The organism is Cupriavidus sp. 2TAF22, assembly GCF_052115045.1.
In the GTDB taxonomy this organism is placed as follows: domain Bacteria; phylum Pseudomonadota; class Gammaproteobacteria; order Burkholderiales; family Burkholderiaceae; genus Cupriavidus.
Map to the genome: position 1 here is coordinate 34,495 of NZ_JBFRFX010000044.1, position 22,070 is coordinate 56,564.

16 protein-coding genes are annotated in these 22,070 nt (G+C 66.0%); 9 read left to right on the plus strand and 7 right to left on the minus strand.

Going from position 1 to position 22,070, the window contains the following annotated elements; genetic code table 11:
* Positions 1-37 precede the first annotated feature (37 nt).
* The 3 genes from AB4Z48_RS33870 to pdxR (AB4Z48_RS33880) all read right to left on the minus strand — a co-directional run bounded on the left by AB4Z48_RS33870 (position 38) and on the right by pdxR (AB4Z48_RS33880) (position 3,205).
* Positions 38-358, minus strand: a complete 321-nt coding sequence (locus AB4Z48_RS33870; RefSeq protein ID WP_441622158.1) for a hypothetical protein — start codon at positions 356-358, stop codon at positions 38-40.
* Between the two features lie 41 nt (positions 359-399).
* The gene (locus AB4Z48_RS33875) at positions 400-1,296 is read right to left on the minus strand and encodes an alpha/beta hydrolase (RefSeq protein WP_441622161.1); all 897 of its coding nucleotides are present in this window, start codon (positions 1,294-1,296) and stop codon (positions 400-402) included.
* A 406-nt stretch (positions 1,297-1,702) separates the two neighbouring features.
* The gene (gene pdxR, locus AB4Z48_RS33880) at positions 1,703-3,205 is read right to left on the minus strand and encodes a MocR-like pyridoxine biosynthesis transcription factor PdxR (protein ID WP_441622162.1); all 1,503 of its coding nucleotides are present in this window, start codon (positions 3,203-3,205) and stop codon (positions 1,703-1,705) included.
* 306 nt (positions 3,206-3,511) lie between these two features.
* Here pdxR (AB4Z48_RS33880) and AB4Z48_RS33885 point away from each other — a divergent pair, with 306 nt between their 5' ends.
* Both AB4Z48_RS33885 and ggt read left to right on the plus strand, forming a co-directional pair.
* Positions 3,512-4,360: a MurR/RpiR family transcriptional regulator gene (locus tag AB4Z48_RS33885; RefSeq protein WP_441622164.1), complete on the plus strand. Its 849-nt coding sequence runs from the start codon at positions 3,512-3,514 to the stop codon at positions 4,358-4,360.
* Between the two features lie 29 nt (positions 4,361-4,389).
* Positions 4,390-6,255: a gamma-glutamyltransferase gene (gene ggt / locus AB4Z48_RS33890; protein ID WP_441622166.1), complete on the plus strand. Its 1,866-nt coding sequence runs from the start codon at positions 4,390-4,392 to the stop codon at positions 6,253-6,255.
* 102 nt (positions 6,256-6,357) lie between these two features.
* Here the strand turns inward: ggt and AB4Z48_RS33895 are convergent, their stop codons facing one another.
* Together AB4Z48_RS33895 and pdxR (AB4Z48_RS33900) are read right to left on the minus strand one after the other, a co-directional pair.
* A complete protein-coding gene (locus tag AB4Z48_RS33895) occupies positions 6,358-7,401 on the minus strand; it encodes a rod shape-determining protein (RefSeq protein WP_441622168.1) in 1,044 nt (347 codons plus the stop codon).
* A gap of 485 nt (positions 7,402-7,886) precedes the next feature.
* Complete coding sequence (gene pdxR / locus AB4Z48_RS33900) at positions 7,887-9,389, minus strand: MocR-like pyridoxine biosynthesis transcription factor PdxR (RefSeq protein WP_441622170.1); 1,503 nt, start codon at positions 9,387-9,389, stop codon at positions 7,887-7,889.
* A 167-nt stretch (positions 9,390-9,556) separates the two neighbouring features.
* Here pdxR (AB4Z48_RS33900) and AB4Z48_RS33905 point away from each other — a divergent pair, with 167 nt between their 5' ends.
* The 3 genes from AB4Z48_RS33905 to AB4Z48_RS33915 all read left to right on the plus strand — a co-directional run bounded on the left by AB4Z48_RS33905 (position 9,557) and on the right by AB4Z48_RS33915 (position 12,771).
* Complete coding sequence (locus AB4Z48_RS33905) at positions 9,557-10,831, plus strand: 4-aminobutyrate--2-oxoglutarate transaminase (protein WP_441622172.1); 1,275 nt, start codon at positions 9,557-9,559, stop codon at positions 10,829-10,831.
* Between the two features lie 23 nt (positions 10,832-10,854).
* Positions 10,855-12,306 (plus strand): NAD-dependent succinate-semialdehyde dehydrogenase, encoded by a 1,452-nt coding sequence (locus AB4Z48_RS33910; RefSeq protein ID WP_441622173.1) that lies wholly within the window; start codon positions 10,855-10,857, stop codon positions 12,304-12,306.
* A 180-nt stretch (positions 12,307-12,486) separates the two neighbouring features.
* Positions 12,487-12,771, plus strand: a complete 285-nt coding sequence (locus tag AB4Z48_RS33915; protein WP_441622175.1) for a DUF883 family protein — start codon at positions 12,487-12,489, stop codon at positions 12,769-12,771.
* Positions 12,772-12,836: 65 nt separating this feature from the next.
* Here AB4Z48_RS33915 and AB4Z48_RS33920 read toward each other — a convergent pair whose 3' ends face one another.
* Both AB4Z48_RS33920 and AB4Z48_RS33925 read right to left on the minus strand, forming a co-directional pair.
* The gene (locus AB4Z48_RS33920; RefSeq protein WP_441622177.1) at positions 12,837-13,799 is read right to left on the minus strand and encodes a LysR substrate-binding domain-containing protein; all 963 of its coding nucleotides are present in this window, start codon (positions 13,797-13,799) and stop codon (positions 12,837-12,839) included.
* 202 nt (positions 13,800-14,001) lie between these two features.
* Complete coding sequence (locus tag AB4Z48_RS33925) at positions 14,002-15,123, minus strand: asparaginase (protein ID WP_441622179.1); 1,122 nt, start codon at positions 15,121-15,123, stop codon at positions 14,002-14,004.
* A gap of 337 nt (positions 15,124-15,460) precedes the next feature.
* On the opposite strand from AB4Z48_RS33925, the gene aspA reads away from it, so the two are divergent.
* From aspA to AB4Z48_RS33945, 4 genes are all read left to right on the plus strand, one after another.
* Complete coding sequence (gene aspA / locus AB4Z48_RS33930; RefSeq protein WP_441622181.1) at positions 15,461-16,888, plus strand: aspartate ammonia-lyase; 1,428 nt, start codon at positions 15,461-15,463, stop codon at positions 16,886-16,888.
* A gap of 119 nt (positions 16,889-17,007) precedes the next feature.
* Complete coding sequence (locus AB4Z48_RS33935) at positions 17,008-18,348, plus strand: dicarboxylate/amino acid:cation symporter (RefSeq protein ID WP_441622183.1); 1,341 nt, start codon at positions 17,008-17,010, stop codon at positions 18,346-18,348.
* A gap of 188 nt (positions 18,349-18,536) precedes the next feature.
* Positions 18,537-21,230, plus strand: a complete 2,694-nt coding sequence (aceE, locus tag AB4Z48_RS33940; RefSeq protein WP_441622185.1) for a pyruvate dehydrogenase (acetyl-transferring), homodimeric type — start codon at positions 18,537-18,539, stop codon at positions 21,228-21,230.
* 20 nt (positions 21,231-21,250) lie between these two features.
* Positions 21,251-22,070: biotin/lipoyl-containing protein (locus AB4Z48_RS33945; RefSeq protein WP_441622186.1), on the plus strand; the 820-nt coding region annotated here is incomplete at its 3' end.

Here is a 22,070-nt window from a genome sequence, read left to right on the forward strand (position 1 = left end):
CACCCTTTGCGCTGAACGGGCCCCCCGTGGGCCCCGTTTACGACTGCGTTCTGTCATGGGCAGATACCTCGTGGAATCCGGCAAGCGGAGAAACCAGTTCCGCTGCCACCCCTAGGAACAGCAGCGCGGACTTGATCGCAAGGGCGCAGCTGACCGCGGATGACGACATGACCTGGATGCGCGCCAGGCAATCGTCCGCATCGCATTGCAGTGGCAAGGCGATCATGTTGTCCAAGGCGAACGCCAGGCCGATGCGCGTCATTGCCTCCTGCGTCCGCCGGAACCGGCCAGTCCTGCTAACGCGCACGGTGCTAACGCGCGCCAGCGACGCGGGGTCGATGCGAATAGCGACCTCCATGGGTGGAGATATCCCAGCGTTTTGCATTGCCGTCCTCCCACTCAAGCCGCGAAGCGCCCGCGGATAAAGTCGGCGCCTTCCTGCAAGGCCTGACGCGCTTCGGGCAAGATGCCATGCCACATGTGCCAGGCGTGGAACATGGCGGGCCACGCCCGGAGCCCGATGTCGACGCCAGCCACTGCCGCACGCGCGGCAAGCCGCGTCGCATCGTCCAGCAAGATCTCGTCTCCGCCCACGTGAATCAGTATCGGTGGCAAGCCACCAAGGTCACCAAACACCGGCGACGCCAGTGGATGCCGCGGATCGTGTTCTTCCTGCAGGTAGCTTCGCGCAAAGAATCGCAGGGCGTCCAGCGAGATGCGCGCGTCCACGAGCGCCTTGGTGCGGATCGTGTCGCCGCTGAGCGTCAGGTCCGTCCACGGAGACATCAGGAAAGCCCCCTTGGGCAGTGGCATGTCGTGAAGCTTGCACATCAGCATCAGCGCCACGGCAAGTCCGCCTCCTGCCGAATCGCCCGCCAGGACAATAGCGGGATCTTCGCCGAGCCGGTCATGCAACCACTTGTAAGCCTCGTATGCAGCGTGCAAAGCGTGTGGGAAAGGATGCTCTGGCGCCCGGTGATAATCGAGCGCAAAGACATCACGATGCGTTTCGCGCGATAGCGCGGCAGTCATCGTCCGGTACTGGCAAGGGGTATGAAGGACGTACCCTCCGCCGTGGAGATAGAGGATCGCCTGATTGCTCGCCGAGCCCGGCGAGATGGTCCACAGTCCGGGAACATCGCTGCCCTCGACAAAGCGGACGCCAGCCGGAATGGGAAGCGCGTCGTACAGGGCATCGGCGTGCTCGCGCATGTGCGACAACGAGGCATCCTCCGGCAGTCGTGCCCTGTCGTCCCAGAGGCGCTGAATGATCTCCTCCCGTTGCTGCGAGGCCATGCCATACTCCATGCGTGTCAGACGATGAACCGAGCATAGACAGGCATCGCCCAGGCCGTCTGCCAAGTCGGCAGCAGCTTCGGCCAGCCCGCCTCGCTGGCCGCCTCGTTGGCCGCCTTTGACACAAGCATGGCGCTTTTCCGCCTCTACGCCCTGCCTGCACTCTCTACGGCAACGGCCCCTCCCTCCAATGGGTATGAGGTCATCGCGGCTTTCTCCTACTGCGCGGCACGACTGTGCGCGATTGAAGAGCGCCACGCGCCGTGACCCTCCAGCTTTGGCGACGACGACGACGGCGGCATGAGGCAAGCGCACTTTATCTGCCGCGGCGCTGGCCGCGAGGCAGTTCTTCTGCGATCCGGCGCAACGCGTGCCGAGGCAGCCCGCCGCGTCTTGGCCACCCGCCTCAGGCCCCGCCGACCGATTCGATGGCCGCCGCCAGCCTGGCCACCGCCGGAGCGATCTCCTCCTCGCTGACCCCACCGTAGCCCAGCACCAGGCCGTTCTGCGAGCGCCGGGGGTCCGCGTAGTAGGACGACAGCGGGCGCGCCACGATCCCGTGGGCAAGCGCGGCGCGCGATACCAGGTGATCCTCCGCGCGGCGCAGGAGGACGGTCAGGTGCAGCCCGGTGTCGGTGCCGACGATATCGATCTCGCCGTCAAGCCGTCGCTGCAATTCCCGCGTGAGAAGCGCCTGGCGCTCGCCATAGATCTTGCGCATGCGCCGGATATGGGCGGCGTAGTGCCCGTCCGCGATAAACAGTGCCAGCGCGGTCTGGATCTGCAGCTGCCCGCCGCGATACAACTCGGAGTGTGCTACGGCGAAGGCATCCACCAGTGACGGCGGCAGGATCAGGAAGCCGAGCCGCAGGCCGGGGTACAGCACCTTGGAGAAGCTGCCCACATAGATGGTGTTGCGATGGGGATCGAGGCCCTGCAGCGATGGCTGGGGCGCGCCGTGGTAACGGAACTCGCTGTCGTAGTCGTCCTCGATGATCCAGGCGCCGTAGCGATGCGCCAGCTCCGTGAGCAAGCGACGGCGTGCCAGGCTCATTACCACGCCGCTGGGGTACTGGTGCGACGGGGTGACGAAGATGAGCCTGGGCGCGGTCTGCGGCGCAACCGGGGGCTGCATGCCCTGCGCGTCCACCGGCACCGCCTCGACCTTCAGGCCGGCGGCGCGAAACACGCTGCGCGCGCCCCAGTAGCCTGGGTCTTCCACCCACACCACATCGCCCGGATCGGCGAGCAAGCGGGCGCACAGGTCGATGGCCTGGTGGCTGCCCTGCGTCACCACGATCTGCTCGGGCGAGCAGTCGACGCCGCGTGCGAGCGCCAGGTATTGCGCCAGCGCGCGCTTGAGCGGCGGGCAGCCGTGCCGCGTGCCATAGCCCAGTTGTTCCTGGCAGGCGGTTTTCCAGACCTGGGTGATCAGGCGCTGCCATGTCGCCCGTGGAAACTGCCTGACATCCGGAATGCCCAGCACGAACGAGCCCACCTGCCGGTCCGATGCGCCGGCGCCATCGAGCAGTTCGCGGGCTCTTGCGGACAGGCGCGATTCCTCGCGCGGCGGCGCGATCTCGCTCGCCTGGCTCAAGCCGAACACACTCTCGCGCAGCGCGGGATCGGGCGGTGCCTTGCCGACGTAGGTGCCACTGCCGCCCTGTGTCAGCGTATAGCCCTCTTCGGTGAGGCGCTCATACGCATACAGGACGGTGTTGCGGGCGATGCTCAGGCCTTTGGCAACCTCGCGCGTCGGCGGCAGGCGCGTACCGGCCGACAACTGGCCGGCCAGGATCGCGCCGCGGATGTCGTCAAACAACTGCCGGTTCAAGGGGAGGCCCGATCGGTCGGGTTGCGCCCAGTGACTGCGCCCGAGAAGCCAGTCGATCAGTGGCGTCTCTTTCAAAGTCTTCGCTCCCTCTGCTCGTTGAGTCCTGACTCTTGGCTAGTGACATCTTGGTGCGTGCTGGACGTCTGTAACGTACGCTACAAGAAAAGCTGAGAACTGAGCCGAGTGTTTCACCAACAAACAATACACGCAGCGTCCGCCAGGCGAAACTGAGGGTTTTTACTCGGTCTTTGCCGAACTGCCCAATGATATTCTCCGATTTGTTTCACGCGCTGTAACGTTTATTACGCAACACTGCCCCACTGCATGGTGGCAAGGCAGTCCCTTCCGGAGAGCGGCTTGGCCAGGTTATCAATCAGGGAAATGCTGGCGGACCAGGCCGCCGGCTTCACCACGTCGGAGCTGAAGGTGGTGGAAACGCTGCTCGCCAGCTACCCGAGTGCCGCGCTGACGTCCATCTCGAACCTCGCGGGTCAAGCCGGGGTCAGCGATCCGACGGTGTACCGGCTGGTCGTGAAGCTGGGATTCGACGGTTACCCGTCATTTCAGCGAGCGCTCCTGGCGGAGGTCGACGAGGCCATGAATTCGCCGCTCTCCCGGCTCGGCGCGCCAGGCAACACAGCACTCGGAGACGATTTCCAGCGGGGTTCGCTGGCAAGCCTGGCGATGTCGGTCGAGCGCGTGGCGCAGCACGCTTCGCCGGAGGACTTCGACACCGCCGTCGAATTGCTCGGCAATGCGCGGTCCGCCGTGTTCTGCACCGGCGGACGATCGAGCTTGTTCCTGGCCTCGCGGCTCGCGTCGCACCTGACGCATATCCGTCCCAAGGTCCGTCTCGTCGAGCCTGCCCTGGAGCGGGCGAACGAGGCACTGGTCGACATCGGGCCAGACGATGCGCTGGTCGTCTTCGACTATCGCCGCTATCAGAAAAGCGTGATCGACTTTGCCGCCGCGGCGCATCGCCTGGGCGCAAGGATCATCCTGCTTACCGACGAGTGGAAGTCGCCGATCGCCGGCTTCGCCACGGCCACGCTAAGCAGCTTTGTACAGACCGGCTCACCGTTCGATACGAAGGTGCCCGCGCTGGCGCAATGCGAGACCTTGATTGCCGCGCTCATTGCCCGCTTTCCCGAGGAGGCAAAACGCCGGCTTGAAGCCATCGAGGCCGTACGCCGCTCTGCCACCCCCGAGGGTGCAAGCATCGATTTCTAGAATGCCTTTCCTTTCAGGAGAATGATGAAATGGCCACTCAGCAGTTTTCATTGATGCGCCGGGGCAGCCCGCTGGCCTTGGCGCTCGCCCTGCTAAGCGCATGTTCGACGCAAACCGGGGTGTCCTCGGCGCCGCCGGCCACAACCGCTCCCGCGGCAACGGCCTTGCCCGCGGCGCCGGAAGTCTCGTCCGGCTACCGGCCGGGCATGACCACCACTTACGCCGACAAGCATATGGCCGCGGCTGCCAATCCCCTGGCCACCGAAGCCGGCCGCAAGATCCTGCGCGCGGGCGGCACGGCCATCGATGCGGCCATCGCCATGCAGGCTGTGCTGACGCTGGTCGAGCCGCAGGCCACCGGCATCGGCGGTGGCGCCTTCATCATGTACTGGGACGGCAAGCGCGTGCAGGCTTACGACGGCCGCGAGACCGCGCCCGCCGGTGCCGGCGAAAACCTCTTCATGCGCCCCGACGGCAAGCCCATGAGCTTCAGCGAAGGGCAGATCGGCGGGCGTTCGGTGGGCACGCCTGGCGTGCTGCGCGCGCTGGAACTGGCTCACCGCCAGCATGGCAAGCTGCCCTGGGCCAAGCTGTTCGAGCCGGCCATCGCGCTGGCAGAGCAGGGTTTCCCGATTTCGCCGCGCCTTTATACGCAGATCGCCGCCGACAAGTTCCTCCCGGCCTCGCCCGAGATGGCAGCCTACTTCCTGACACCGGACGGCAAACCCAGGCCGGTCGGCACCATACTGAAGAATCCGGCGCTGGCCAACACACTGCGCGAGATCGCGCAGCGCGGGCCAGACGTGCTTTATACCGGCCCGATTGCCAGCGAGATCGTCAAGCAGGTCAACGGGAGTGCCAACCCGGGCTCACTCTCGCTGGCTGACCTGAAGGATTACCGCGCCAGGGAGCGCGCGCCCATCTGCAGCGACTACAAGCGCTGGAAGGTCTGCGGCATGCCGCCGCCATCGTCGGGCGGCATCGCGATCGCGCAGATGCTCGGCACCTTGCAGGCGCTCGCGGCGAAAGATCCGAAATACGCGCTCGCCGCGCTGCGGCCCAAACAGGTAGCCACGCCTGCCGGCGTCGAGCCGGGCATCGACGCTGTGCACGCGCTTTCCGAGGCCGGGCGCCTGGCCTATGCGGACCGCGGCCTCTATGTGGCGGACTCGGATTTCGTGCCCGTCAATGTGGCGGGGCTGCTGAGCCGTGACTACCTGGCAAGCCGCGCGAGCCTGATCGGCGACGAGAGCATGGACAAGGCGGAGGCCGGCGTGCCACCCGGCGCCACACTCGCGCTGGCGCCGGACCGCTCGCCGCCGCGCGTGTCCACGTCGCAGATCGTCGCGGTGGATGACACCGGCGGCGCGATTTCCATGACCACCACCGTCGAGAGCTATTTCGGCTCGCATCTGATGGTGCGCGGCTTCGTGCTGAACAACCAGCTCACCGATTTCTCGTTCGTGCCAAGCGAGAACGGCAAGGCGGTCGCCAACCGCGTGCAGCCCGGCAAGCGCCCGCGCTCGTCGATGGCGCCCACGCTGGTGTTCGACCGCGAGACCGGCAAGCTGGTCGCAACCGTGGGTTCGCCCGGCGGCTCGCAGATCATCGAGTACGTGTCCAAGACGCTGGTGGGCCTGCTGGACTGGAACATGGACGTGCAGGCGGCCATCAACATGCCCAACTTCGGCAGCCGCAACGGACCGACGGAGCTGGAAGCCGGCCTGGTCAGCCCGGCCCTGGTGCAAGGCCTGAAAGACCGCGGGCATGAGGTCGCGCAGATCGAGATGACCAGCGGCACGCAGGCCATCATGCGCCGCCAGCGCCCCGATGGCACCTGGGCATGGGCCGGCGGCGCCGACCCGCGCCGCGAGGGGGTGGCACTGGGGGATTAAGCGCGGTTGCTCGATGGTGCTTTCGGCGCTTTCGAAGCGCCGGGACTGCGACGCGCAAGGCCGGCCCGAGGGCCGGCCTTCTTCGTTGCGACCGGCCAGCCCTTACTCGTAGGAGAAGAAGCTGCCGAGCTTGTCCATGCGTTCGAGCGCCATGCCCGCGCCCCGCACCACGCAGGTCAGCGGGTCATCGGCCACCACGACCGGCAGGCCGGTTTCCTCGGCCAGCAGGCGATCCAGGTCGCTCAGCAGCGCGCCGCCACCGGTGAGCATCATGCCGCGCTCGGCAATATCGGCGCCGAGTTCCGGCGGGGTCTGCTCCAGCGCGATCTTGACCGCCGACACGATCTGATTGAGTGGTTCGGTCAGCGCTTCCAGGATTTCGTTGGACGACACCGTGAACGCGCGCGGGATGCCTTCGGACAGGTTGCGGCCCTTGACTTCCATTTCGCGGATTTCGGCACCCGGGAAAGCCGAGCCGATTGTCTTCTTGATGGCCTCGGCGGTCTGCTCGCCGATCAACATGCCGTAGTTGCGCCGGATGTAGTTGACGATGGCCTCGTCGAACCTGTCGCCGCCCACGCGAATGGAACCCTTGTAGACCATGCCGCCCAGCGAGATCACGCCGACCTCGGTGGTGCCGCCGCCGACATCCACCACCATCGAGCCGGACGGCTCCGACACGGGCAGCCCCGCGCCGAGCGCGGCCGCCATGGGTTCCTCGATCAGGTAGACCTGGCTGGCGCCGGCGGCCAGCGCGGATTCGCGGATGGCGCGGCGCTCGACCTGGGTCGAGCCGCACGGCACGCAGATGATCATGCGGGGCGAAGGCCGCAGCAGCTTGGTGTCGTGCACCATCTTGATGAACTGCTTGAGCATCTGCTCGGTGACCCGGAAGTCGGCGATCACGCCATCTTTCATCGGGCGGATGGCCTCGATATTTCCAGGTACCTTGCCCAGCATCTGCTTGGCTTCCTTGCCCACCGCCTCGATGGTCTTGCGGGGATTGGGGCCACCCTGCTGGCGAATCGCGACCACCGAGGGCTCATCGAGGACGATGCCCTTGTCGCGCATGTAGATCAGGGTGTTGGCGGTGCCAAGGTCGATCGCGAGATCGCTGGAGAAGTAGCTACGGAGGAATCCAAACATCAGGGAACTTTTATCTGGTGGTTCGCAAGCATGCGAACCGGCGGGCGCCAGTTCTGGCGACAAGCAGGCTATGGATAGCGACGCATGCAGGAAGCCTTCATGCGTCGCGCGTCGCGCGGAGCGGCCTTCGGCGGTGGCCGGCGCTCCGTCACTTTTATATGGGCGGCAAAACCCGGTGGTGGCCACATCCGTGCGGCTTGGTGGCGAAACCGGCCACCAGGCAACCGCCGGACAGGCTACATCGTTGAAACCGCGCCCGGATCACAAAAAAATCCTGGCGAGACGCAAGCGGAACATCCCTGGCTCGGGGAGTGGCGCGTGCCGTACTTGCGCCACGCTAGCGCGTGAGCCGGGCGCAAACCAGATGCCCACCGGATGCTAACCGGGAACGAATGATACCTTGCGGCAAAGTCTTCCTGCTTAAAAACGGCGTCCGCAAGCCGTGACGCCAGGGACCGGACCGGGGGCCGCCCTCCTCGTCTTGCTCAGTGCGACAGCAGCCGGACGTCCCGCAAGCAACCCAGCAATACCTCGAACGCCGGCCCTATCTGCTCCTCCGGCACGCACGCATACCCGAGCAACAACCCCCGCTGCACCGCACTGCCCAGGAAATACCGAGACAGCGGCCGCACCAGGATGCCCCGGCGCCCGGCCTGCTCCGCAATGGCCACATCGTCCGCGCTGTCCGGCAGGCAGAGAACCAGGTGCAAGCCGGCATTGCTGCCGTAGCGGTGCAGCGCTTCGGGTCCCAGATAGCGCTCGATCAACCCGGCCAGGATGGCGCGGCGGCGGCCGTAGAGCAGCCGCATGCGGCGGATATGCGCGGCATAGTCGCCCGCCTGCATGAACTCGGCCACGGTGGCTTGCGTCATCAGGTGGCCGGCGCGGTACAGCTCGGAATGCGCGGTCTGGAAGGCGCCGGCCAGCGCGCGCGGCAATACCATGTAGCCCATGCGCAGCCCGGGGAACAGCGTCTTGCTGAACGTGCCGATATAGATCACCGGCGCATCCGGCTCCATGCCTTGCAGCGACGGGATTGGCTGGCCGGAGAAACGGAACTCGCTGTCATAGTCGTCCTCGACGATCCAGCTGCCCTGGCGCCGGGCGTATTCGAGCAGCGCGCGCCGCCGCGTCAGGCTCATGACGGCGCCGAGCGGATACTGGTGCGATGGCGTGACAAAGATAAAGCGCGGCGGCTGGCCTGCGTCCTTCCCCGCCGGAATCGTCAGCCCTTCCTCATCGACCGGGATCGGCATCATGTGGATGCCGTTCATCTGCAGCAAGCCGCGAATCCCCCAGTAGCTGGGCTCCTCCACCCAGGCGTGCTCGCCAGACATGCCGAGCATGCGGACCAGCAGGTCGATGCCCTGGTGAATGCCTTCGGTAATCAGCACCTGGGCGGCGTCGCATTGCACCGATCGCGCCACCCGCAGATGGGCCGCCACGGCTTCGCGCAAGGCGGGCAAGCCACCGCCATGGCAATAGCTGAGCCGCTCGGGCGGCGGATTGCGCCACAGGCGGGCGGCGATCTGCGCATAGCGCTGGTGCGGGAAACGCGTCACATCCGGCACGCCCGGCATGAAGGCGCCCCACTGCGATGGCGACGCCGAGGCATTGGCCAGCAATTCCACGCCGCGCGGCGACAGGCCCGGCATGGCCCGGGCCTGCGCGCTGCTGGCCTGGCTGGCCTTGGCATTGAGATAGGCCTCCGGCGCGGTGGCCGCCACGAAGGTGCCGCTGCCGGTACGGGCATGCACATAGCCCTCGGCCAGCAACTGCTCGTACGCAAACATCACGGTATTTCTCGACATGCCGAGCTCGGAGGCAAGGTCACGCGATGGCGGCAGACGGGTCTCGGGCCCCAGGCTGCCATCGAGGATGGCGCCGCGGATGCACTCGTAAAGACTGCGATTCAGCGGTTTCGCAAGGGCTGCGGGACCGTCCGGACCCAGGCGCTGAAGCAGCAAGTCGCCACAGATCGATCTCAATTGGCACCATCAGATATGGGAATGCGGTACTGGATTGTAGTGCCAAAGGAAGTTGAAATGCACTGCATCGTTGCGATCGCGATCGATCGACAGCCAGCGAAAACCCGCGAGAACCGCGCCCGGCCGGCAAGCGCCGCCCGGGCCATACCAAGCAACACGGAGAGCCCATGAAGAACCTCGAACTGAATCAGCGCCGCGCCCTTGCCACCCCCCGCGGCGTCGGCGTGATGTGCGACTTCTATGCAGACCGGGCGGAAAACGCCACGCTCTGGGATGTGGAAGGCCGCCAGTACACCGACTTTGCCTGTGGCATTGCCGTGCTCAATACCGGCCACCGCCATCCGCGCGTGATGCAGGCGGTGATCGCGCAGCTCGAGCGCTTCACGCATACCGCGTACCAGATCGTGCCCTACGAGAGCTACGTGGCGCTGGCCGAGCGCATCAACGCCCTGGTGCCGATCGATGGCCTGAAGAAGACCGCCCTCTTCACCACCGGCGCGGAGGCCGTGGAAAACGCGGTCAAGATCGCCCGCGCGCATACCGGGCGCCCTGGCGTCATCGCGTTCTCGGGCGGCTTCCATGGCCGCACCCTGCTTGGCATGGCACTGACCGGCAAGGTGGCGCCGTACAAGGTCGGGTTCGGGCCGTTCCCGTCCGACATCTATCACGCGCCGTTCCCGTGCGACCTGCATGGCGTGAGCACCGAGCAATCCATCCAGGCGCTGGAGTCGCTGTTCAAGACGGATATCGACCCGCAGCGCGTGGCGGCCATCATCATCGAGCCGGTCCAGGGCGAAGGCGGCTTCCACCCGGCGCCGGTGGACTTCATGCAGAAGCTGCGCGCGCTGTGCGACAAGCACGGCATCCTGCTGATCGCCGATGAGGTGCAGACCGGTTTCGGCCGCACCGGCAAGCTCTTTGCCATGTCGCACTACCCGGTGGCGCCCGACCTCATCACCATGGCCAAGAGCCTGGCGGGCGGCATGCCGCTGTCGGCCGTGTGCGGCCGCGCCGCCATCATGGATGCGCCGCTGCCCGGCGGCCTGGGTGGCACCTACGCCGGCAACCCGCTGGCGGTGGCCGCCGCCCACGCGGTGATCGACGCCATTGAAGAAGAGCATCTATGCGACCGCGCCACCGCGCTCGGTGAGCAACTGAAGGCCGTGCTGCAGTACGCGAGCCACACCTGCCCGGTGATTGCCGACGTCCGCGGGCTTGGCTCCATGATCGCGGTGGAGTTCTACGATCCGGCCACCGGGCAGCCCAGCGCTGAGCTGGCCAAGCGGGTGCAGCAGCGCGCCATGGAGGCAGGGCTGATCCTGCTGACCTGCGGCACGTACGGCAACACCATCCGCTTCCTCTACCCCCTCACCATCCCGCAAGCCCAGTTCGACGCCGCACTGGTGGTGCTGACGAAGGTGCTGGCCGGCATCACCGCATAAAGGGAGACACCGTGGGAGACACCTTGAAATTGCAACGACCCGAGCTGCTGCGCAGCGCCTGCCTGATCGATGGCGAATGGACCGGCGCCGCCGGCGCCGCCGTATTGGTGGTGCGCAACCCGGCCACCCACGATGTGGTCGGCACCGTCCCGGGCTGCGGCGCCGCCGAAACCCGGCAAGCCGTGGAGGCCGCCGCGCGCGCGCTGCCGGCGTGGCGCGAGCTGACCGGCAAGGCCCGCGCCGCGGTGCTGCGCCGCTGGGCCGACCTGATGCTGGCGCACCAGGAAGACCTGGCGCAACTGATGACCGCCGAGCAGGGCAAGCCGCTGGCCGAAGCGCGTGGCGAAGTCGCCTACGCGGCCTCCTTCCTCGAATGGTTCGGCGAAGAAGCCAAGCGGGTGGACGGTGACGTACTGTCCAGCCCGCGCGCCGGCCAGAAGCTGCTGGTGCTGCGCCAGCCGATAGGTGTGTGCGCGGCGATCACGCCCTGGAACTTCCCCGCCGCCATGATCACGCGCAAGGCCGGCCCGGCGCTGGCCGCGGGCTGCACCATGATCGTGAAGCCCGCCGAACAGACCCCGCTGACGGCGCTGGCGCTGGCCGCGCTGGCCGAAGAAGCCGGCGTGCCCCGCGGCGTGCTGCAGGTCGTCACCGGCGACCCGGTCCAGATCGGCGGCGTCTTGTGCGAGAGCCCGGCCGTGCGCAAGCTGAGTTTCACCGGCTCCACCGCCATCGGCAAACTGCTGATGGCGCAATGCGCCGGCACGGTCAAGAAACTCTCGCTCGAACTCGGCGGCAATGCGCCGCTGATCGTGTTCGAGGACGCCGATCTCGACCGCGCGGTGGACGGCATCCTGGCTTCGAAATTCCGCAACAGCGGCCAGACCTGCGTCTGCGCCAACCGCATCTATGTGCACGACAACGTGTACGAGGAGGTGGCCAGCCGGCTGGTGCGCGCGGTGAGCGCCCTGCGTCCCGGGCACGGCATCGACAGCGGCGTCACGCAAGGGCCGCTGATCGATGCCAACGCCGTCGCCAAGGTGGAAAGCCATATCGCCGATGCGCTCGTCCATGGCGCACGGGTGCTGACGGGCGGCAAGCGCCATGCGCTTGGTGGCACCTTCTTCGAGCCCACGGTGGTGGCTGATGCCACCGCTGCCATGCGCGTCGCGCGCGAGGAAACGTTTGGCCCGTTGGCGCCCTTGTTCCGCTTCAAGGACGACCAGGAAGTCATCGCCATGGCCAACGACACCGAGTCCGGTCTTGCCGCTTACTTCTTCTCCAAGGACATGGCCCGCGTGTGGCGCGTGGCCGAGGCGCTGGAGTACGGCATGGTCGGCATCAATACGGGGCTGATCTCCAATGAGGTGGCACCGTTCGGTGGCGTCAAGCAATCCGGCCTCGGCCGCGAAGGCTCCAGCTACGGCATCGACGAGTACCTGGAGATGAAATACCTCTGCATGGAACTCGGCTGATCTACCGGCGCGAGCAACGCACAGGCCTGCGTGGACCGCCGGGAGGCGGTTCCATCAACAAATCCCGATTGGCTCTTATTTACGCGCCGGATGTTCCTTATGCTAGCCAGACCCAATGAGCCGGACCTTTTAACGCGATAAGGTCTTTCATTGCGGTAGCCATTCAACGAGGAGAAAGAAATGTCGAATACCGGTAGCGCGCTGCGTGAAGTCGATAGCCTGTTGGTGCCTGCCACCAATGCCACCAATGCCCCCGGCAAGCCGGCCGCGGACGAGCCGGGCAAGGTGCAGGAACGCCTGAAGAAGGCAAAGAAGAAAATCGCCGATGTGCAATACGTCGTCGTGGAAAAGAGCCGCCACACGGCGCGCGTCGCGGACGACTATGTGCATGAAAGCCCGTGGACGGCCATCGGCGTGGCGGCCGCTGTCGGCGTGCTGATCGGCTGGCTGATCGACCGACGATAGATCCCCGAGGCCAATCGCCAAGGTAGCCGCCCGGGTCGCCAACCACCGCGGCCCGGGACCCGGCCTTACAGCATTCCGCAGTCGCTCGATTCCGCGGTTTTTTGCATCATCAATTGCGGGTCCGGCACCTGGCTGATAGCGGACCACAACTCTTCGACCAGCGGCTTCGGACTGGCCACCGAACGGTACAGGCGGATGTCGAGGCTGGTCGCCCACGCGGCAGGCCCTGCCACCACCAGCTTGCCCTCTTTCAGCTCGTCGCTGACGCAGCTCTYCGGCAACCAGCCCACCCCGTGCCCGGCCACGACCATGGCCTTCAGGGCCTCCGACATATGGGTCTCGAAGCAGCGCTGCAGCCCGTAGGGCTCCGGCGCATTGAGCAGGATCATCTCGACCACGTTGCCAAGGAACGCGCCGGATGAATAGGCCATGAAAGGCAAGCGATTGGCGCTCGTGCCGGGCAGCCGGAAGATCGGCTGCCCTTGCTTGTCCGGTGCCGAGAACGGCAGGATCCGCTCGACGCCCAGCATCAGGAACGGGAAGCCGTTCGGGTCAAGCAGGATCGGCAGTTGCTGATGGTGGTAGCCCAGCAGGATGTCGCAATCGTCATCCACCAGTTGCTGCACGCCCTCCGGCACGTTCACCGCATGCACGCAGGCACTCAACGAGCCGAAACGCTCGTGCAGGCACTTGAGCCAGTTTGGGAAGAAGGTAAAGACCAGGGTGTGCGCCACCGCGAAGCGGATAACCTGGCCACTCTCGGCAAGCGGCTGACGGCTGCTCAGCAGCGCGCGTGCGGCATAAGCGTCACGCAACAGGTCGGCGGCCAGCCGGCGGAACAGCCAGCCTGCCGTGGTCAGCGTTGCCGGATGCACGCTGCGGTCAACCAGGCTGACGCCAAGCCACTCCTCAAGGGCCATGATGCGTCGGCTGAACGCCGACTGGGTGATATGCCGGTCGCTTGCCGCGCGCGAAAAACTGCGCGTTTCAGCCAAGCACAGGAAGTCTTCAAGCCACTTGGTTTCCATAATGGAATGTACTCAACATCAGGGGGGACGCGCTGTCTATGGCACATCATACGGCAACGCGGCACTGCACAAATCGGTGGAAGCCCGGTAGCACGATGCAAATTTTGCGCGGCATTATGCTGAAATTGCAACATCCCTCCCCGGCCTCGCGCGGACAAGCGCAAGGTACCGGGTACTCGACTGGTGCACGCCTTCTACCCGCTTAGTACTTCCAGAAGATCTTCTGCAGTTCCTTGGTGTCGTTGGTCTTGGTCAGTGCCAGCGCCATCAGGATGCGGGCCTTCTGCGGCAGCTGGTCGTCCGTCACCAGCCAGTCGTACTTATCGTCCGGCTGCTCGGCGTTGCGGACCACCACGCCGCTGCCGGTGCGCGAGGCACGCACGATCTGCACGCCCTTGGCGCGCGCGGCCTTGAGCGGCTCGACCATGTAGTCGCCCACGCTGCCATTGCCGGTGGCCGCATAGACGATGGCCTTGGCGCCGTTCTTCACCGCCGCATCGATGCTGGCCGGATTGACGTTGCCGTAGGCGTACACCACGGCAACTTCAGGCAGCTTGTCGATCTTGTCGATGTCCCATTCGGTCTGCATGGTGTGCGGGCGCGCCGCCAGGCGGTAGTACAGCGTGCGGCCTTCCACCACGTAGCCCAGCGGGCCGAACGGCGAGCGGAAGGTCTCGATCTTGAAGGTATTGGTCTTGGTGACGTCGCGCCCGGTGTGGATCTCGTCGTTCAGCACGGCCAGCGTGCCCTTGCCACGCGATTCCGGGCTGGACGCCACCAGCACCGCGTCGTACAGGTTAAGCGCGCCGTCCGCGCCCAGCGCCGTGCCCGGACGCATCGATCCCACCACCACCACCGGCTTGTCGCTCTTGAGCGTGAGGTTGAGGAAGTAAGCGGTTTCCTCGATGGTGTCGGTGCCGTGGGTGATCACGATGCCATCCACGTCCGGCTGCTTGAGCAGCTCCGAGACGCGCTTGCCAAGCTTGAGCAGGCGCTCGTTGTTGAAGCTCTCCGAGCCGATCTGGAAGACCTGCTCGCCCTTGACGTTGGCGATCTTCGAGATCTCGGGCACCGAGGCGATGATCTTGTCCACCGGCACCACCGCCGACTGGTAGGCGGCGGTATTGGTGGCGGCGGCACCGGCGCCAGCGATGGTGCCGCCGGTGCCGATGATCACGATATTGGCCTTGCGGGCTTCGCTGGCCTGTGCCGGCGCGCCGGCGGCAGGGGCGGAGGGAGCAAGCTGGGCATGGGCAACGCCGGTGGTCAGGCTGGCGGCAAGCAGCAAGGCGCTGAGAGTATTAAGACGTGCAAAACGCTTCATGGTTTTCTCCATGCGGTGGATATCAGGCGCTCGGCGAGTGCCCGCCAAATGGTGACGACAGGTGATGAGCGGGCGATGATACGGCAACCAAAAAGCGCCCGGATCCGTATAAGCCCTGATACGTCGATGCAAAATTCGCAGCGAAATATGCGGAAAAATCATCGTCCGGCGATCCCGGCCCGCCTGCCGCTCTCCAGCCCCTCGTGGCGCCTTGCCGATAGCGTGCCGCATGAGTATTTCGCGCCATGCCATGACAAATTCGCATCATAGTCGCCACCTGTCGGCGGTTTATCTAGAGTCGGGTCCTCCCTGATGCAAATTTGCGAGGCGCAATGCAATGACCGCTCGAACCTTTAGAACCGAACATGACCTGCTGGGCGATCGCGAGGTCCCGGCGGACGTCTACTACGGTGTGCACACCCTGCGCGCGGTAGAGAACTTTCCGATCACCGGCACCCCCATCTCCATCTACCCCGAGCTCATCAAGGCCCTGGCCTACATCAAGCAGGCGGCCGCGCTGGCCAACCATGAACTGGGCCTGCTCGACGAGCCCCGCTGCGACGCCATCGTGGCGGCCTGCGCGGAACTGCTCGGGGGCAAGCTGCACGACCAGTTCGTCGTCGACGTGATCCAGGGCGGCGCGGGCACCTCGACCAACATGAACGCGAACGAGGTCATCGCCAACCGCGCGCTCGAACTGCTGGGACACAACAAGGGCGAGTACCAGTACCTGCACCCGAACGAGCAGGTCAACATCGGCCAGAGCACCAACGACGTCTACCCGTCGGCGCTCAAGGTCGCCACCTGGTTCGGCATCCTGGGCCTGGTGGATGCCATGGGTGTGCTGCGGCGCGCCTTCGAGCGCAAGGCCGAAGAGTTCAGGCATGTCCTGAAGATGGGCCGCACCCAGTTGCAGGACGCCGTGCCGATGACGCTGGGCCAGGAGTTCAGCACCTACGCCGTGATGCTCGGCGAGGACGAGGAGCGGCTGCGCGAAGCGGCCCTGCTGATCTGCGAGATCAACATGGGCGCCACCGCCATCGGCACGGGCATCACCGCGCACCCGGACTACGCGCCGCTGATCCTCAAGCGGCTCAAGGAGATCACCGGCATTCCGCTGATGACCGCGCCGAACCTGATCGAGGCCACGCAGGATTGCGGCGCCTTTGTGCAGCTCTCCGGCGTGCTCAAGCGCGTGGCGGTCAAGCTCTCCAAGACCTGCAACGACCTGCGGCTGCTGTCCAGCGGCCCGCGCGCCGGGCTGGGCGAGATCAACCTGCCGGCCATGCAGGCAGGCTCCAGCATCATGCCCGGCAAGGTGAACCCCGTCATCCCGGAGGTGGTCAACCAGATCGCGTTCGAGGTCATCGGCAACGACATCACGGTCAGCTTCGCGGCCGAAGCCGGCCAGCTGCAACTCAACGCCTTCGAGCCGATCATCGCGCACAGCCTGTTCAAGAGCGTGAGCCATCTGCGCAACGGCTGCCTGACGCTGGCCGAACGCTGCGTCAACGGCATCACCGCCAACGAAGAGCGCCTGCGGGCCACGGTCGAGAACTCCATCGGCATCGTGACCGCCCTGAACCCGTACATCGGCTATGCCAACGCCACCGCCGTGGCGCAGGAGGCCCATGCCACCGGCGGCAGCGTGTACGAGATCGTGCTGCAAAAGGGCTTGCTGACCCGGGAGGAACTGGACCAGATCCTGCGCCCGGAAGTGCTGACGCAGCCGACCCAGCTGAGCCTGGCGCCCCGCGCGCGCTGATCCGGGGGGCAAGGCGTGTCCGGCGCCAGGCAAGGCCCCACCGGCCCCACCGCCCCCGCCCTGCCCCGATTCCGACGGTCAGACCAGGATCTGGCCGCAACTGCTGGAGACAACGCACAATGAAGGCAAACAAGCTCACAACCCGGATCATGATCGCCATGGTCCTGGGCATCGTCACCGGCTATCTCTGCAACCGCCTCGTGCCCGATGCGGCCATGGCCAAGGAGATTGCCAGCTACTTCTCCATCGTCACCGACGTCTTCCTGCGGCTGATCAAGATGATCATCGCGCCGCTGGTGTTTGGCACGCTGGTGGCGGGCATCGCCGGCATGAAAGACGCCAGCGCCGTGGGCCGCATCGGCATCAAGGCGCTCGGCTGGTTCATCACCGCGTCGCTGATATCGCTGCTGCTCGGCATGTTCTTCGTGGACCTGCTGCAGCCCGGGCATGCACTGAACCTGCCACTGCCCGAAATCGGCGCGGCCACCAACCTCAAGACCTCCACGCTGAACCTGAAGGACTTCATCACGCACGTCTTCCCCAAGAGCGTGTTCGAGGCGATGGCGCAGAACGAGATCCTGCAGATCCTGGTGTTCTCGCTGTTCTTCGGCTTTGCCATTGCGTCGTTCAAGGGCAAGGTGGGCCATCACCTGGTGGCGTCGATCGAGGAACTGGTGGCGATCATGCTGCGCGTCACCGACTTCGTGATGCGCTTCGCGCCGCTCGGCGTGTTTGCCGCCGTCGCCGCCGCCATCACGGTGCAGGGCATTGGCGTGCTGTTTACCTACGGCAAGTTCATCGGCGGCTTCTACCTGGGCTTGCTGGTGCTGTGGCTGGTGCTGACCGCGGCGGGCTACCTGTTCCTGGGCACCCGGGTGTTCACGCTGCTCAAGCTGATCCGCGAGCCGACGATCCTGGCGTTCTCCACCGCCAGCAGCGAGGCGGCCTACCCCAAGACCATGGAGCAGATGGAGAAGTTCGGGGTGCCCAACAAGGTGACCGGCTTCGTGCTGCCGCTGGGCTACTCGTTCAACCTCGACGGCTCGATGATGTACCAGGCATTCGCCGCGCTGTTCATCGCCCAGGCCTACAACATCCAGATGAGCCTGACCCAGCAGATCACCATGCTGCTGGTGCTCATGGTCACCAGCAAAGGCATTGCCGGCGTGCCCCGTGCCTCCATCGTGGTGGTGGCGGCGACCCTGCCGATGTTCAACCTGCCGGAAGCCGGCCTGCTGCTGATCCTGGGCATCGACCAGTTCCTCGACATGGGCCGCACCGCCACCAACGTCATCGGCAACAGCATCGCCACGGCCGTCGTTGCCAAATGGGAAGGTGAGCTTGGCGCCGCGCAGGACCCCGATGCCGCGGGGGCCCTGGAGGCCGAGGACATTACCGAGGCGCCGTCGCTACAACCCCGGGCCGTCCAGGCGCGGGTATTCCCTGACACCCCCGCATGAAATCTCATAACGATCACCCCGCCTGAATATGGATTCCCGACCGGGCAGCCGGACTGCCACGGCGGGATTCCTTTCCAATCAATCACTTGCGTAACCCGCATCCCCGCGCTTGCCGTGGCACATCTCTTGCTGAATAGCTCTGCCACTGCAGCACCTGACACAACCAAAACAGAACACGTGGAGACACTATGAGCGCACGAGAAGCGGGCGATCTCGATCCTATCGAGACCGCGGAATGGCTTGAGTCCTTGCAAGCGGTGACCCAGCACCGCGGAGCCGAGCGCGCCAACCAGCTGGTCAATACGCTGGTGGACGAGGCGCGACGCGATGGCCTCTATGTGCCGCGCTCCCTGACCACGGGCTACCGCAACACCATCGCCCCCAAGGACGAAGCGCAATCGACCGGCGACCGCGCCATCGAGCATCGCCTGCGCTCGATCATCCGCTGGAACGCCATGGCGATCATCCTGCGCGCCAACAAGGAATCGTCGGAGCTGGGTGGCCACATCGCCAGCTTCCAGTCGGCGGCCACGCTCTACGACATTGGCTTTGGCCACTTCTGGCACGCGCCCACCGACACCCATGGCGGCGACCTGCTCTACATCCAGGGCCACAGCGCGCCGGGCATCTATGCCCGCGCCTTTGTCGAAGGGCGGCTCACCGAGCAGCAGTTGCTGGGCTACCGCCAGGAGACCGGCGGCACCGGGCTGTCCTCCTACCCGCACCCCTGGCTGATGCCGGACTTCTGGCAGTTCCCCACCGTGTCGATGGGCCTGGGGCCGCTGATGTCGATCTACCAGGCGCGCTTCCTCAAGTACCTGCAAGGCCGCGGCCTGGCGGACACGGCGGCGCGCAAGGTCTGGGCCTTCATGGGCGACGGCGAGATGGACGAACCCGAATCGCTGGGCGCGATCTCGCTGGCCGGCCGCGAGCGGCTGGACAACCTGATCTTTGTCATCAACTGCAACCTGCAACGGCTGGACGGCCCGGTGCGCGGCAACGGCAAGATCATCCAGGAGCTGGAATCGGTCTTCCGCGGCGCCGGCTGGAACGTGATCAAGGTGGTCTGGGGTGGAGGCTGGGACAAGCTGCTGGCCAGGGACAAGAGCGGCCTGCTGCTAAAGCGCATGGAAGAATGCGTCGACGGCGAGTACCAGGATTTCAAGAGCAAGAGCGGCGCCTATGTGCGCGAGCACTTCTTTGGCAAGTACGAGGAGCTCAAGGCGCTGGTCGCCGACATGAGCGACGAGGAAATCTGGGGCCTCACGCGCGGCGGCCACGATCCCGAGAAGGTGTTTGCCGCCTACGCGGCGGCCGTGAAGCACACCGGCGAGCCGACGCTGATCCTGGCCAAGACGGTCAAGGGCTATGGCATGGGCGAATCCGGCGAAGGCCAGATGATTGCCCACCAGGCCAAGAAGATGACGCAGGACGCCCTGCGCGGCTTCCGCGACCGCTTCCAGATTCCGGTCAGCGACGACCAGCTGGCCGACGTGCCCTTTATCAAGCCGGCCGAGGACAGCCCGGAGATGCAGTACCTGCGCGCCCGGCGCGCGGCGCTGGGCGGCTACCTGCCGGCACGCCGCAGCAAGTCCGCCTCGCTGGAGATCCCGCCGCTGTCCAATTTCCAGCGCCTGCTGGACAGCACCGGCGAGCGCGAGATCTCCACCACCATGGCCTTCGTGCAGATGCTGGGCACGCTGGTCAGGGACAAGGCCATTGGCAAGCATGTGGTGCCCATCGTGCCCGATGAATCGCGCACCTTCGGCATGGAAGGCATGTTCCGCCAGCTCGGCATCTATTCGTCGGTCGGCCAGCTCTACAAGCCGCAGGATGCCGACCAGCTGATGTACTACCGCGAGTCCAAGGACGGCCAGGTGTTGCAGGAAGGGATCAACGAAGGCGGCGCGATGTCCAGCTGGATTGTGGCCGCGACCTCGTACAGCACGAGCAACGTGCCGATGATCCCGTTCTACATCTACTACTCGATGTTCGGGCTGCAGCGGGTGGGCGACCTGGCGTGGCTGGCGGGCGATATCCGCGCGCGCGGCTTCCTGCTGGGCGGCACCGCCGGGCGCACCACGCTCAACGGCGAAGGCTTGCAGCACGAGGACGGCCATAGCCACATCATCGCCGGCACCATCCCGAACTGTGTCTCCTACGACCCTACCTTCGCCTATGAAGTGGTGACCATCGTGCGCGAGGGCATGCGCCGCATGTACGAGCAGCAGGAGGATGTGTACTACTACATCACCCTGATGAACGAGAACTACACGCACCCGGGGCTGGCCGAAGCGGGCGCCGGCGCCGGCACCGAGGAAGGCATCCTCAAGGGCCTGTACCTGCTCAAGGACGGCGGCAAGGCCGGCAAGGGCGGGCTGCGCGTGCAACTGATGGGCAGCGGCACCATCCTGCGCGAGGTGATCGCGGCGGCCGAACTGCTGAAGGCGGACTTCAACGTCACCGCCGACATCTGGAGCGCCCCCAGCTACAACGAGCTGCGCCGCGACGGCATGGCCACGGAACGCTGGAACCTGCTGCACCCCACCGAGCCGCGCCGCAAGAGCTGGGTCGAGGCGAGCCTGGCGGGCCATGACGGCCCGGTGATCGCCTCCACCGACTACATGCGCAACTACGCCGACCAGGTGCGCGAATACGTGCACGCCGCCGGGCGCCGCTACGTGGTGCTCGGCACCGATGGCTTTGGCCGCAGCGACTACCGCGCCAAGCTGCGCAGCTTCTTCGAGGTGGACCGCTACCACGTGGCCGTGGCCGCGCTCAAGGCGCTGAGCGATGACGGCGCGATCAAGCCCGCGGTGGTGGCCGAGGCCATTGCCAGATACGGGGTGGATAGCGAGCGCGCAGCGCCGTGGACGGTCTGAGAGGCGAAGGAATAAAGACAATGAACCAAGCCATTGAAATCAAGGTGCCCGACATCGGCGACTTCAAGGACGTGCCGGTGATCGAGCTGTTCGTCAAGGTGGGAGACCTGGTCAAGGCCGAGGACCCGCTCGTCTCGCTGGAGTCGGACAAGGCCACCATGGAAGTGCCCGCGCCGCACGGCGGCGTGGTCAAGCAGATCCACGTCAAGCTGGGCGATGCCGTCAGCGAAGGCAGCGTGCTGATGCAATTCGAAGGCGCCGGGGCCGGCACTGCCGCCGCCGCGCCGGCGGAAGCGGCCAAGCCCAGCGTGAGCGCGCCGCCCGCCCCGGTCAGCGCGCCGGCCGGGCTGGCCGAAGTGCGCATTCCCGACATCGGCGACTTCAAGGACATCCCGGTGATCGAGATCTTCGTCAAGGTCGGCGATACCGTGAAGGCCGAGGATGCGCTGCTGTCGCTGGAGTCCGACAAGGCCACCATGGACGTGCCGGCCCCGCTGGGCGGCGTGGTGCGGGAGATCCGCGTGGAGGTGGGCGATACCGTCAGCGAAGGCAGCATCATCATGGCGCTGGCCACCGGCGATGCGCCGGCGGCGACGGGCGCAGCCCCCGCCGTGGCAGCCGCGCTTGCAGCTACTGCCGCGCCCGCTGGCGCCGCTACCGCTGCCACTACCACCGCCGCTGCCGCATCCGGTGGCGTCGACGAAGCCGCTTTTGCCCTTGCCTACGCCAGCCCGGCGGTGCGCAAGCTCGCCCGCGAGACCGGCGTGGACCTGGGCAAGGTGCGCGGCAGCGGCGAGCACGGCCGCATCCTGCGCGCCGACGTAGAGGCCTTCGCCCGCC

What these genes read in the sequence shown, in the direction of transcription:
- ggt (WP_441622166.1), top strand. Translation starts at nt 4,390, where the DNA reads ATGGCCACTCAGCAGTTTTCATTGATGCGCCGGGGCAGCCCGCTGGCC.
- AB4Z48_RS33905 (WP_441622172.1), top strand. Translation starts at nt 9,557, where the DNA reads ATGAAGAACCTCGAACTGAATCAGCGCCGCGCCCTTGCCACCCCCCGC.
- AB4Z48_RS33870 (WP_441622158.1), bottom strand. Translation starts at nt 358, where the DNA reads ATGGAGGTCGCTATTCGCATCGACCCCGCGTCGCTGGCGCGCGTTAGC.
- AB4Z48_RS33915 (WP_441622175.1), top strand. Translation starts at nt 12,487, where the DNA reads ATGTCGAATACCGGTAGCGCGCTGCGTGAAGTCGATAGCCTGTTGGTG.
- aspA (WP_441622181.1), top strand. Translation starts at nt 15,461, where the DNA reads ATGACCGCTCGAACCTTTAGAACCGAACATGACCTGCTGGGCGATCGC.
- AB4Z48_RS33885 (WP_441622164.1), top strand. Translation starts at nt 3,512, where the DNA reads ATGCTGGCGGACCAGGCCGCCGGCTTCACCACGTCGGAGCTGAAGGTG.
- AB4Z48_RS33925 (WP_441622179.1), bottom strand. Translation starts at nt 15,123, where the DNA reads ATGAAGCGTTTTGCACGTCTTAATACTCTCAGCGCCTTGCTGCTTGCC.
- AB4Z48_RS33875 (WP_441622161.1), bottom strand. Translation starts at nt 1,296, where the DNA reads ATGGCCTCGCAGCAACGGGAGGAGATCATTCAGCGCCTCTGGGACGAC.
- AB4Z48_RS33935 (WP_441622183.1), top strand. Translation starts at nt 17,008, where the DNA reads ATGAAGGCAAACAAGCTCACAACCCGGATCATGATCGCCATGGTCCTG.
- AB4Z48_RS33895 (WP_441622168.1), bottom strand. Translation starts at nt 7,401, where the DNA reads ATGTTTGGATTCCTCCGTAGCTACTTCTCCAGCGATCTCGCGATCGAC.
- aceE (WP_441622185.1), top strand. Translation starts at nt 18,537, where the DNA reads ATGAGCGCACGAGAAGCGGGCGATCTCGATCCTATCGAGACCGCGGAA.